Annotated in this window: 12 protein-coding genes; 6 read left to right on the forward strand and 6 right to left on the reverse strand. The window is 66.2% G+C overall.

The window, feature by feature from the left end; genetic code table 11:
• Positions 1 to 251: 251 nt before the first annotated feature.
• Positions 252 to 1,193, forward strand: coding sequence for an aldo/keto reductase (locus tag CV770_RS29675; RefSeq protein ID WP_104464893.1), 942 nt, complete (start codon positions 252 to 254; stop codon positions 1,191 to 1,193).
• 18 nt (positions 1,194 to 1,211) lie between these two features.
• Here CV770_RS29675 and hmuQ read toward each other — a convergent pair whose 3' ends face one another.
• The 3 genes from hmuQ to CV770_RS29690 all read right to left on the reverse strand — a co-directional run bounded on the left by hmuQ (position 1,212) and on the right by CV770_RS29690 (position 4,410).
• Complete coding sequence (gene hmuQ, locus CV770_RS29680) at positions 1,212 to 1,535, reverse strand: heme-degrading protein HmuQ (RefSeq protein ID WP_027534263.1); 324 nt, start codon at positions 1,533 to 1,535, stop codon at positions 1,212 to 1,214.
• 86 nt (positions 1,536 to 1,621) lie between these two features.
• A complete protein-coding gene (locus CV770_RS29685) occupies positions 1,622 to 2,836 on the reverse strand; it encodes a DUF1501 domain-containing protein (protein WP_104464894.1) in 1,215 nt (404 codons plus the stop codon).
• A gap of 2 nt (positions 2,837 to 2,838) precedes the next feature.
• Entirely contained in the window at positions 2,839 to 4,410 is a 1,572-nt protein-coding gene (locus tag CV770_RS29690; RefSeq protein WP_104464895.1) for a DUF1800 domain-containing protein, read from the reverse strand.
• A gap of 114 nt (positions 4,411 to 4,524) precedes the next feature.
• On the opposite strand from CV770_RS29690, the gene CV770_RS29695 reads away from it, so the two are divergent.
• Positions 4,525 to 4,731, forward strand: coding sequence for a cysteine-rich CWC family protein (locus CV770_RS29695; protein WP_104464896.1), 207 nt, complete (start codon positions 4,525 to 4,527; stop codon positions 4,729 to 4,731).
• Positions 4,732 to 4,903: 172 nt separating this feature from the next.
• Here the strand turns inward: CV770_RS29695 and CV770_RS29700 are convergent, their stop codons facing one another.
• The 3 genes from CV770_RS29700 to CV770_RS29710 form a co-directional block, all read right to left on the reverse strand.
• The gene (locus CV770_RS29700) at positions 4,904 to 5,602 is read right to left on the reverse strand and encodes a glutathione S-transferase family protein (RefSeq protein WP_201760102.1); all 699 of its coding nucleotides are present in this window, start codon (positions 5,600 to 5,602) and stop codon (positions 4,904 to 4,906) included.
• Between the two features lie 117 nt (positions 5,603 to 5,719).
• Positions 5,720 to 5,950 carry a hypothetical protein gene (locus CV770_RS29705; protein ID WP_104464898.1) on the reverse strand — a complete coding sequence of 77 codons (231 nt, stop codon included), beginning with the start codon at positions 5,948 to 5,950 and terminating at the stop codon, positions 5,720 to 5,722.
• The gene (locus CV770_RS29710; protein WP_104464899.1) at positions 5,947 to 6,726 is read right to left on the reverse strand and encodes a sulfite exporter TauE/SafE family protein; all 780 of its coding nucleotides are present in this window, start codon (positions 6,724 to 6,726) and stop codon (positions 5,947 to 5,949) included. Before CV770_RS29710 ends, CV770_RS29705 begins: the two co-directional genes overlap by 4 nt.
• A gap of 223 nt (positions 6,727 to 6,949) precedes the next feature.
• Between CV770_RS29710 and CV770_RS29715 the strand changes: the two genes are divergently transcribed.
• The 4 genes from CV770_RS29715 to uvrB all read left to right on the forward strand — a co-directional run.
• A complete protein-coding gene (locus CV770_RS29715; protein ID WP_104464900.1) occupies positions 6,950 to 7,867 on the forward strand; it encodes a LysR substrate-binding domain-containing protein in 918 nt (305 codons plus the stop codon).
• A gap of 102 nt (positions 7,868 to 7,969) precedes the next feature.
• Positions 7,970 to 8,194: a hypothetical protein gene (locus CV770_RS29720; RefSeq protein WP_018318312.1), complete on the forward strand. Its 225-nt coding sequence runs from the start codon at positions 7,970 to 7,972 to the stop codon at positions 8,192 to 8,194.
• 54 nt (positions 8,195 to 8,248) lie between these two features.
• On the forward strand, positions 8,249 to 8,479 hold the full coding sequence (locus tag CV770_RS29725) for a hypothetical protein (protein ID WP_104464901.1): 231 nt from the start codon (positions 8,249 to 8,251) through the stop codon (positions 8,477 to 8,479).
• A gap of 92 nt (positions 8,480 to 8,571) precedes the next feature.
• A partial coding sequence (gene uvrB / locus CV770_RS29730; RefSeq protein ID WP_104464902.1) for an excinuclease ABC subunit UvrB occupies positions 8,572 to 11,516 on the forward strand: 2,945 nt, incomplete at its 3' end.

Consider the following 11,516-nt stretch of genomic DNA (forward strand, 5'->3'; position numbering starts at 1 on the left):
TCCCTGCCCGCACCTGTGGATAACTCCCGCTGTCACCCGCGCGTAACATAGCGGGACTACGCTGCACCTGCGTCTGATCAGGCCCCCCGTCACCGATCAAGCGCCCCAAGCGGTCCCCGTCAGTCGCCGCGTCTGACAGGGGCCGCATTTTTTTGTCCGCCTTGTCAGCATGGCAGCAGCGCGGCGCGCGCCTTGCTGCTGCGGCGCACGATGGTCACAATGAGTGGCTGCTCTCTCTGACAGGATCTCCCATGGAAATTCGCAATCTCGGCGCCTCCGGCCTTCGCGTGTCCGCGGTCGGGCTCGGCTGCAACAATTTCGGCCAGCGCACGGATCTGGAGACCTCGCGCAAGGTGATCCATCGCGCGCTCGATCTCGGCATCACCCTGTTCGACACCGCCGACATCTATTCGAACATGGGCGGCTCGGAGAACGTGCTTGGCGCTGTGCTGGGCGACCGCCGCAAGGACATCGTGCTGGCGACGAAATATTCCAAGCCGATGGCGGAGGACGGAACCAAGCAGGGCGCCTCGCGCCGCTACATCATGGACGCCGTCGAAGCGAGCCTGAGGCGGCTGAAGACCGACTACATCGATCTCTACCAGCAGCACGACTACGACCCGCTGACGCCGATCGAGGAGAGCCTGCGCGCGCTCGACGATCTCGTCCGCCAGGGCAAGGTCCGCTACATCGGCAATTCCAACTTCCCGGCCTGGCGCGTCGCTGAAGCCGAGTACGTCGCGCGGGCGATGAATGTCAGCCGCTTCGTCTCCTGCCAGGACGAATACAGCCTGCTGGTGCGCGACATCGAAAAGGACCTGCTGCCGGCGGCGACGGAATACAAGCTCGGCCTGTTGCCGTTCTTCCCGCTCGCCAGCGGACTCCTGACCGGCAAGTACCGGAAGGGTGAGGCCGCGCCCGATGATACCCGCTTCGGCAAGGTGGAGCGGCTGCGCGACCGCTACGTCACACCGCGCAACGAGGACATCGTCGAGAAGCTCCAGGCCTTTGCCAAGGCCCGTGGCCACAGCATGCTAGAGCTCGCCTTCTCCTGGCTCGCCGCCCGCCCGCAGGTGTCCAGCGTGATCGCCGGCGCCACCCGTGTCGAGCAGATCGAGCAGAACGTCAAGGCGATCGCCTGGAAGCTCAGCGCGGATGAGATGGCGGAGATCGACAAGATCACGCTGGGCTGACGTTCGAGGCGCGGCGTGTTATTTCGCGCCGCGTCCCACGGTCTGCATCACCTCAAAGCCTTCGAACTGGGGGTGGCCGAGATAGAGCGGCTTGTTGTCGCCTGCCTTGTGGTGCGCGGCCCGAAACGCTTCGGACTTGGTCCAGGCGTCGAACGCGGCATGGTTTGCCCACACGGTGTGCGAGGCATAGAGCGTGTGGTCCTCGAGCTCGGGTCCACGCAGCAGATGGAATTCGACGAAGCCCGGCACCTTGTCCAGATGCGTATCGCGGCTGAGCCAGACCTGCTCGAAAGCGGCCTCGGAGCCCTTGGCGACGCGGAAGCGGTTCATGGCGATGTACATGGGGATGGTTCTCCTGATGCTGCACCATTATCTCGTCATTCCGGGATGCGCCGCAAGGCGCAGGCCCGGAATGACGGCGCGTGGGGTTAGGCGACCAATCCCTTCATCGGCCGTACTCCCGCACTATCCGGGAACACCGTCTCGGCCAGCACGCGATCGGACAGGCCGAACTGGCCCTGCAGCACGCCCTTGATCACGGAGCGAAGATCGGTGGTCGGCTTGAGATCGCGAGCTTCATACAAGTTCGCGAGCTTGAGGCCCGGCCAGTCGGAGATGACGCGGCCACCTTTCACGGCGCCCCCGGCGAGCAGCGCGATCGTGCCGGTGCCGTGATCGGTGCCGTCGGTGCCATTGATCCGCGCGGTGCGGCCGAACTCGGTGGCGACGACGACGACAGTGTCGCGCCAGCGCTCCCCCAAGCCGCTTTCGAATTCGGCGAGTGCGCCATCGAGCCCGCCGAGCAGGAAGGCGAGACGACCGACCGGGCCGCCTTCATTGGCATGCGAGTCCCAGCCGTCGAAGGCGAGCGCGGCGATGCGCGGGCCGTCGTCCGCCGCCATCAGCTTGGCCGCGCCGCGCGCGACCTGGCGCATCTGCGCCACCGCATTGCCGGGTTTCGGCTTCATGTCGTCCCCGCTCGCGGCCTTGTCGAGCTGGAGGCCTTGCGACAAGGCCAGCGCCAGCGCGGGATCGCGATGACGGTAGAGATCGACGAGGCGCATCGCGGTGTCGTCATCCGCCTGGGGCAGCGCAACCGGCGCCCAGCCGACGGTCGGGGCATTGCCGCGCAGTACCAGCGGCGTAGTGGGCCCGACCGCAAGTGCACTCGATACGCGCTCGCCGCGCGGCAGCGCTTCCAACGCGCGATTGAGCCAGCCGGACTGCACGCGGCCAGGCCCGGCATAGCCGCTCTCGAGCACGTCCTGGCCGTCGAAATGCGAGCGGTCGCGATAGGGCGTCGCCACTGCGTGAATCACCGCGGCATGCTTGTCGCGATACATGCGCGCAAATTCCGGCATCGCCGGATGCAGCGCGAAGAAGGAATCCAGCATGATCGCGGGATGCGCGCCGTCAGAAGTGAGCGCGATCGAGCCGTGCAGGCCGGCATAATCGGGATCGCCGATCGGCGCGACGGTCGAGAGACCGTCGAGCGCGCCGCGCAGGATCACCACGATCAGCCTGGGATCGCGCCCATCGGCCGCGCGTGCGAATTTCGGCAGGTAAGCCCAGGCTGCGAACGAGGCGCCGCCGAGCAGAAGACCGCGGCGCGAGGTGAGGAGCCGGTTCTCGGTGCAGTCCATCGTCACCTCCTCTGCATTTCCGGCGACATCAGCAGCAGCGCCAGCGCCTGCTGGCGCGACTCCGCGCGCTCGATGGTCCGGCGCGTTTCGATCGAGGCCGCGTCCGCCGCTGCGAACTCCAGCAGATCCAGCGGATCGATGTTGGGCCCGAGCCGTGCGCCCATCTGCGCGGCGATATCGAGCCTGAGCTTCATGCCCTCGGGCGCGGCCCATGCGGCGCTGGTATCGGGGAAACCATTGGGGCCGGCCGGCGACCACAGCGGCTGTCCCAGCAAATTGAGATTGTTCAGATAGGCGCCGGGATCCTCCGGCACGCGCGCGAGCAGCCGGCCGCTCGCGACCAGAAAATCATAGGGCGAGCGCATCTTGGTCAGCGGCGCCTTCCACGCCTCGTCGGAATCGACCAGCGCCGCGGCAAGCGCCTTGAGGTCGCCGTCGGTCTTGACAAAGATTTCACGCAGCCGCGCCACCAATCGCGGCGGCGGATCGTCGGCAACGAAATGGCGAGCGAACTTGGTGGCGATGAAATTCGCGGTCGACGAATGGCGCGCGATGTCGGCGAGCGCGGCTTCGCCTTGCACCAGGCCCGCCGCCTCGTAGCTCTTGCCGAGCAACATCTGTGCGCCGGGCTGGTGCGCATTGGCGTTGAACACGAAGGAGCCGGGCGTCCCCAACTGCCCCTGCCTTCCGGCAAAGGTCCAGCCGGTGATGATGCGCGCGAGCGAGGTGACGTCCTCTTGCGTATAGCCGCCGCCTACGCCGAGCGTGTGCAGCTCCATGATCTCACGCGCGAGATTCTCATTGAGCCCCCGCTTGCGATTCTGGCCTGCGCGCGAATCCGGCCCGAGCGATTGCTGGTTGTCGAGGAAGAACAGCATCGCCGGATGCTGCTCCACCGCTTTCAGCATGTCGGCGAAGCGCCCGAGCACATGCGGCCTGATCGCCTCGCGCTCGAACGCGCCGGCCCAGATCCGCGCCAGCTCGCCCTTCGTCGCGGAAATGCAGAAATGGTTGGACCAGAACGCGACGAGACGCTCGGTGAAGCCGCAGGTCGCCAGCGTCGCGCGCTGCAGGCGCGCCAGCGCCTCGGAGCGGAAGGTCTTTTGAATCACGTTGAGCGGCTGAGGTGCCGGCTTTGCGGCCGGCGGCGCGGCGGCGTTGGGCTGCATCGCGTCCGGCCTTGCCGCATTGTCCGCCGGCTTGTTGTCCGCCGGCTTGGCCTCCGTCATCTGGCCGGCGACCTCCGTTGCTGCCGCATTCAGCGAGAGATTGCGGCGGAGCCCGGGCTTCTGTTCTGTCGGCGCAGGCGGCGGCGTCTCGGCGGGCGCAGCGGCCTTCGCCGCTTCGCGCGCCTGCCTGACCTGATCCTGATAGGCGAAGACGGCCTGCCCGAGTTGCTGGGTCGATTGCAGACCGGGCGCCTCCAGCAGCACGCCGCTCGCACGGACCAGCTCTGCCTTCACGAAACCGCGAGGATCGGAGGCTGCGTTGATGAGATCGCCCGAGGCGCCGCCGCGGGCGCCGAAGCCAAAACGGTTGAGCGCGACGAGCGCGGCTTGCGAATCGCGGGCCATCGATTTGTCCTTCGCGTGTCGGGAGCCGCTTTCGGAGTCCGCGCGCGACGCCTAATATACCGCAGCGACCGATGAACCCGACATGAAAATCACGGCGAAGCTTCGACGTAAATCATGACAAATCCGAAAGAATCCTCACCGCCGGAACCGCGCCGCCTCGCCTGCGCGCGCTGCGGCACCGAATTCGGCTGCGACCTCTCGGGCAATTGCTGGTGCGCGGAGGAAACCGCGAAGCTGCCGATGCCGGTCGAAGGCGAAGACTGCCTGTGCCGCCAGTGCTTGCGCAAGGCGGCGGCGGACGCGAGCGCGGCGGCTCGTTAACCGCGAGAGGATCACCGCACCCTCCCTGTCGTCCCTGCGAACGCAGGGACCCATAACCACAGGGAGAGGTTTGGCGAAGACTGTTCGTCCGGTACTTCGACCATCCGCGCTCGAATAGATCACGCGGTATGGATCCCCGCGTTCGCGGGGACGACGTCGGAGAGACCGTACCTTACACCTCATGCCCCGGCGATTTCCGCGCCATGCCGTCGAACGCGTCGAGCAGCTTTTCGCGCCAGGCATGAACGGGATCGTCCGCCTCGAGTAGCTTGAACGGGCTCACCACGCGCGCCCACTGGAAACCGCCGAACACGATGTAGTCGGCGTAGTTCGGCGCGGCGCCGCCGAGATAGGGCTGCTTCTTCAACGTCTGGCGCATCACCTCGAGCGACTTGCGGAAGGCGACCACGCCGGTGTCGCGGCTCGCCATGACCGCTTCCAGGCTCTTGCCGCCGAAGCGCGCCTCGCGCGACTTGCGGAAATAGGCAGCGTCGATCTCGGCGAGATTCTTCGGGATGTCGGCGACGATCAGCGGAAAGATGCCGCCGACCACGGCGATGTCGCCGAAGGCGTTGATCATGCGCGCCATGGCGCGGCCGCCCTCGCCGCCGAACAGCGACGGACGGTCCGGGAAATTATCCTCGAGATAGATCGCGATCGTCCAGGAGTCGACGACCGATCTCTCATCGTGCAGCAGCACCGGAACCTTCTCCGACCCGTGCGGCGCGAGCGCGCTCTTCTCGGTGAAGCGCCAGGGCAGCGATTCCGCCGCGAGGCCCTTGTGCGCCAGCGCCATCCGCGTGCGCCAACAATACGGGCTGAAGGGACGCGAGGCGTCGGTGCCGACGAGTTCGTAGAGTTTGAGTGACAAAGGCGCCTCCACTGGCTCCGTCATTGCGAGGAGCTCTTGCGACGAAGCAATCCAGCCTGCCGCGCGGCGACATTCTGGATTGCTTCGCTGACGCTCGCAATGACGATGTGTCGAGAGTTAGCGCCCGTTCATTCGCAGCAATTTCTCGCCGCCCTCCGTCACCGCGATCACCAGCCCGAGACCGGGCAGCGTCTCGCGCGCGACGTAGCCGCGCTCAGTGGCGTCTTCCCAGATGGTGAGGCGCGGGCACGAGGTTTTCCAGGTCGCGATCACCTCGGCATAGGCGCGCGGCTCGCGCGCCACCCATTCGACGAAGTCCAGCACCAGCGGATCGGCAGTCTCGCTCATTGCAAACCTCCCTTGTCGAAGGCGGCCAGCACCGGCGTGCGCACCATGAGCCAGCCGCCATAGGCGATGTAGTAGCAGGCGATGGTGGTGATCAGCTTGTTCGACCAGGCCACGAATTGCTGATCGGTCATCGCTTCCAGGATGCGCCGCGCCAGCGTGGTGCCGAGCATCGAGGCAAGGATGGCGACGCCAGCGAGCACGGGATCGAGGCTCGCGGCCTGGTCGATGATGCCGCCGAAATAGACCAGCTTGGTGAAATGGCTGACGAGCTGGCACATCGCCTTGGTCGCGACTTTCTCGCGTCGGCCGAAATCGCCGCCGAGGAAGAAGGTGTCGAGCAGCGGACCCGACACGCCGGTCATCAGCATCAAGCCCATGCAGATCGTGCCATAGACCGTGCCCTGCCAGAGACGATCGGGATCCGGCTTGATATTCGACGGCAACAGCCGCGCCATGAACGGGGTGATGCCGAGCAGCAGCAGGGCCATCGGCTTATCAGGCACGTAGCGAGTGATCGACCAGGCCGCGAGCGCGACGGCAGCGCCGACCATATAGTTCGCGACCGGCCGCCAGCGGATATGCGCGCGCCATAAAAACGCGCGCCAGCCGTTCGAGGCCATCTGCGTGATCGCATGCAGTACCATCGCGGTCGGCAGCGGCATCAGTGCCAGCAGCACACCGATCAGGATCAGCCCGCCCGCCATGCCGAACAGCCCCGACAGGAACGCGGTGGCGACCATCAGCAATCCGAGGGCAGCGATCGTGATGGGCGTCACTGGCGAATCTCCGGTGGTGGGCCGTTGAGTAAGGGACGCAGGCTGCTTCACTCCCTCGTCCGGCCTCTCCCGCACACGGGGAGAGGCGAAGAAGCCGCGGCACTCCCGACAAATCATTCCGAAACTACGCTGGAAAATCTGCCTCGCTTGCTCCTTCCGCGCAAACTGAGTTATCTTGGCCTGGCATCAGCTTTCCTGAGGGTCTTGTATAAGGGTCTTGCCTTTGCGGCGTCTGCTGTTTCTCAACGGCATCAAGGCATTCGAGGCGGCGGCGCGGACCGGCAGCTTTGCTGCGGCCGGGCTGGAGCTGAGCGTGTCGGCGGCCGCGGTCAGCCGCATGGTGCATCTCCTGGAAGAGCGCCTCGGCGTCGCGCTATTCGAGCGCAAGGCCAATCGCCTGGTGCTAACGCAGGCCGGCCGCGCCTATCAGAGCGGGCTGACGCCGATCTTCGATGCGCTGGCAAGCCTCACCGCGCAGGTGACGGCGCCGGCAAGCGTCCGCGTGCTCACCATCGGCGTCGGCCACACCTTTGCGATGCGCTGGCTGATCCCGCGCCTGTCGGAGTTTCGCAGCGAAGAGCCCGACATCGAGGTGCGCTTCACCACTGGCGGCGCGTCGGTGCCGTTCGGCGAGGACTGGAGCTGCGGCATCAAGCTCGGCACCGGCGACTGGCCCGGGCTCGTCGCCGAGCCCCTGTTCGCCGGCGATCTCACGCCGGTCTGCGTGCCCCGCCTCGCGAGCGGCCTGAAGCGCCCGGCCGACCTGAAGGGACCGAGCCTGATCCGCGTCGAACATTCGCCGGAGGACTGGCCGATCTGGCTGAAGACCGCGAACCTCCCTCGCATCAATCCGCGCGGGCCCGAGTTCCAGTTTTACGGCCAGGCGCTGCAGGCCGCCGCCGACGGGCTCGGCATCGCCATGGGCATCCGCCCCTATATCGACGACGATCTTGCCGCCGGCCGGCTGGTCGCCCCGTTCGACCTCTCGGTGCCCAAGGGCATGCGCTGGTACCTGCTCTATCGCAGCTTTCAAACCGAACACCGCGACTTTGCCGCGTTCCGCCGCTGGATCATGCGCGCGGCCTCGGAACCCGCTGCCCGCCCGGTCAAGCGGACGGGCCGTGTCGCCGCGCGGAACTGACGCCCGAGGCAAAAAAGCCTGCCGCTTGTGAACGGCTTCACATTCCGGAATCCGCAAACGTGGTCCCCTGACCCTCCGAAAAGAAACGTGGGACCGACAAGAATGACGACCCTCTACGACGGCTTTGACATTGAATCCTTCGAGGCTGGCAAAGGCCTCTGGCACGCCCGCATCCGCCGCGCCGATCTCAGCCCCGTCGCCATCGACGGCGTGCTGTTTCCGGCGATGGAAGTCGGTTTCGCCTGGCCCGATCAGAACGCCGCGATCGCCGACGCCAAGCACCACATCGACCGCTTCCGCCGCCGGGCCGACAGCGACGACGAATAAGCAAGCCGGACGGCAAGCGAACCGGGCAGCAGCATAAAAGGGGGGAACCGGGTCATGTCAGTCATCGACATCGAAGACACGCCGCGGCCGAGAATTTACGCCCGCAACGTGCTGTCGAATTGCCCGGAATGCGACGGCGATCTCTCGGTGCTCCGCGTGATCGGCGGCCGCGCAGGGTGCGAATACTGGACCATGCGCTGCACCGATTGCGGCGGCATCCACCTCGATATCCTCAAGCCGTATCAGGCGGGTGAGGACGACGGCGGGCCGATGCCGGCGGCGTGAGGCCGAGGCTGCTGCCAACCTGCTGTCAGCAGGCTGCATGAGGACGGTCATTCACCCTTTATCGGGAGGCGGACTCGTCCCATATTCGGCTCATGGCGAAGAAACCTGCATCCTCCGAAAAATCCGGCAAATCCCCCAAGACCAAGGCCCCCAACTCGAAGGCACATCGGCCTGATGTGCAGCCGATCGGGCCGGCGCTGGCCGAGCTGCTCAATCCCGCGATCAATCGCGGCGACGCAGGGCTTGGCTCGGGTACCGGGCTGCAGCCGCCGCCGGACAATTCGCGCGACCGCCGCTCGGGCGGCGAGGCTGCGGCGCATCGCGCGCGGGCCTCGACGCCGAAGGAGTTTCCGCAGGACAGCGCGCGGCCGATGCCGCTGCGGCCCAACCCGCAGCCGGCGGGCGCCCGGCAATCCAGCGAAATTGGCGGGCTGGAAGAGGCGCCGCAGGCCAATTACGGAACCGCGGCCACGATCCCGACGCTCGATCCGGAACTGGCGCGGCAGCTTGGCCTGCCCACCGAGGAAGACGATGCCGAGGCGCTGGCACGTCCGCCGCGCAGCAAGATGGAGGCGCTCGGCGTCAAGGCGACCGCGGATGCGCTGGAGGCGCTGATCCGTGAGGGCCGGCCGGAGTTCCGCAAGAATGACGGCTCGACCAAGGTGTGGACGCCGCACCGGCCGCCGCGGCCGGAGAAGTCCGAAGGCGGCGTGCGCTTCGAGATCAAATCGGAATACCAGCCCAAGGGCGACCAGCCGACCGCGATCGCCGAGCTGGTCGAAGGCGTCCAGCGTAACGACCGCACCCAAGTGCTGCTCGGCGTCACCGGCTCGGGCAAGACCTACACGATGGCGCAGGTGATCGAGAAGACGCAGCGCCCCGCGCTGATCCTGGCGCCGAACAAGACGCTCGCCGCCCAGCTCTATGGCGAGTTCAAGAACTTCTTCCCTGATAACGCGGTGGAGTATTTCGTCTCGTATTACGACTACTACCAGCCGGAAGCCTACGTCCCGCGCACCGACACCTATATCGAGAAGGACTCCTCGATCAACGAGCAGATCGACCGCATGCGGCACTCGGCGACGCGCGCGCTGCTCGAACGCGATGACGTCATCATCGTCGCCTCGGTGTCCTGCATCTACGGTATCGGCTCGGTCGAAACCTACACCGCGATGACCTTCGCACTGAAGAAGGGCGAGCGCATCGACCAGCGCCAGCTCATCGCCGACCTCGTCGCGCTCCAGTACAAGCGCACCCAGGCCGATTTCACCCGCGGCACGTTTCGCGTGCGCGGCGACGTCATCGACATTTTCCCGGCGCATTATGAAGACCGTGCCTGGCGCGTGAATTTGTTCGGCGACACCATCGAGAATATCGAGGAGTTCGATCCGCTCACCGGCCACAAGCAGGACGAGCTCGAATTCATCAAGATGTACGCCAACTCGCACTATGTGACGCCGCGCCCGACGCTGGTGCAGGCGATCAAGTCGATCAAGTTCGAATTGAAGCAGCGGCTCGACCAGCTGCACGACCAGGGGCGCCTGCTGGAAGCGCAGCGGCTGGAGCAGCGCACCACCTTCGACCTCGAGATGATGGAGGCGACGGGAAGCTGCGCCGGCATCGAGAACTATTCGCGCTACCTCACGGGACGCCGCCCCGGCGAGCCGCCGCCGACGCTGTTCGAATACGTCCCCGACAACGCGCTGATCTTCGCCGACGAGAGCCACGTCACCATCCCGCAGATCGGCGCCATGTTCCGCGGCGACTTCCGCCGTAAGGCGACGCTGGCCGAATACGGCTTCCGCCTGCCCTCGTGCATGGACAACCGCCCGTTGCGCTTCGAGGAATGGGACATGATGCGGCCGCAGACCGTTGCGGTGTCGGCAACGCCGAGCGGCTGGGAGCTGAACGAGAGCGGCGGCGTGTTCGTCGAGCAGGTCATTCGCCCCACTGGCCTGATCGATCCTCCCGTTGACATTCGCCCGGCCCGCACCCAGGTCGACGATCTCGTCGGCGAGGTCCGCGCCACCGCGCAGGCCGGCTATCGCTCGCTGGTCACGGTTCTCACAAAACGCATGGCGGAGGACCTCACCGAATATCTGCATGAGCAGGGGATTCGCGTCCGCTACATGCACTCCGACATCGACACCATCGAGCGCATCGAGATCATCCGCGACCTCCGTCTCGGCGCGTTCGACGCGCTGGTCGGCATCAACCTGTTGCGCGAAGGCCTCGACATTCCCGAATGCGCGCTGGTCGCGATCCTCGACGCCGACAAGGAAGGCTTTTTGCGCAGCGAGACCTCGCTGATCCAGACCATCGGCCGCGCCGCGCGCAACGTCGACGGCAAGGTGATCCTCTATGCCGACCAGATGACGGGGTCGATGGAGCGCGCCATCGCCGAGACCAACCGCCGCCGCGAAAAGCAGGTCGAGTACAACACCGCCAACGGCATCACGCCGGAGAGCGTGAAGAAGCAGATCGGCGACATCCTCAACTCCGTGTACGAGCGCGACCACGTGCTGATCGAGGTCGGCGGCCACGACATGACCGACGACGTCATCTCGATCGGCCACAATTTCGAGGCCGTGCTCGGCGACCTGGAAACGCGGATGCGCGAGGCCGCCGCCGATCTGAACTTCGAGGAAGCCGCGCGCCTCCGCGACGAAGTCAAGCGCCTGCGCGCCACCGAGCTCGCGGTGGTCGACGATCCCACTGCCAAGCAGCGCACCGTCCAGGGCAAGGCCGGCGCCTATGCCGGCACGAAGAAGTATGGCGACGCCGCGAATTTGCCGGTCAGCGCGATGAAGAAGAAGACCGTGGGCTCCGCGCTGAAAGCCAGCGGCGGCGGTAGCGGCTCGAAGGTCCACAAGCCGCATCTCGACGAGATGCACGGCCCGGAATCACTGCCGTACCGCGAGAACCAGACGCTGCCGTCAAAACCGTTCGGCAGCACCAGCCGGATCATCCAGCCGACGGATTCGCGGCAGTCGGGCCCGGAGTTCGGGCCCGACTGCCGCGAATCCGTCGGCTGGAT

The sequence above is a fragment of the Bradyrhizobium sp. AC87j1 genome (assembly GCF_002936975.1).
GTDB lineage: Bacteria > Pseudomonadota > Alphaproteobacteria > Rhizobiales > Xanthobacteraceae > Bradyrhizobium > Bradyrhizobium shewense.

What these genes read in the sequence shown, in the direction of transcription:
- CV770_RS29675 (WP_104464893.1), top strand. Translation starts at nt 252, where the DNA reads ATGGAAATTCGCAATCTCGGCGCCTCCGGCCTTCGCGTGTCCGCGGTC.
- hmuQ (WP_027534263.1), bottom strand. Translation starts at nt 1,535, where the DNA reads ATGTACATCGCCATGAACCGCTTCCGCGTCGCCAAGGGCTCCGAGGCC.
- CV770_RS29685 (WP_104464894.1), bottom strand. Translation starts at nt 2,836, where the DNA reads ATGGACTGCACCGAGAACCGGCTCCTCACCTCGCGCCGCGGTCTTCTG.
- CV770_RS29690 (WP_104464895.1), bottom strand. Translation starts at nt 4,410, where the DNA reads ATGGCCCGCGATTCGCAAGCCGCGCTCGTCGCGCTCAACCGTTTTGGC.
- CV770_RS29695 (WP_104464896.1), top strand. Translation starts at nt 4,525, where the DNA reads ATGACAAATCCGAAAGAATCCTCACCGCCGGAACCGCGCCGCCTCGCC.
- CV770_RS29705 (WP_104464898.1), bottom strand. Translation starts at nt 5,950, where the DNA reads ATGAGCGAGACTGCCGATCCGCTGGTGCTGGACTTCGTCGAATGGGTG.
- CV770_RS29720 (WP_018318312.1), top strand. Translation starts at nt 7,970, where the DNA reads ATGACGACCCTCTACGACGGCTTTGACATTGAATCCTTCGAGGCTGGC.
- CV770_RS29725 (WP_104464901.1), top strand. Translation starts at nt 8,249, where the DNA reads ATGTCAGTCATCGACATCGAAGACACGCCGCGGCCGAGAATTTACGCC.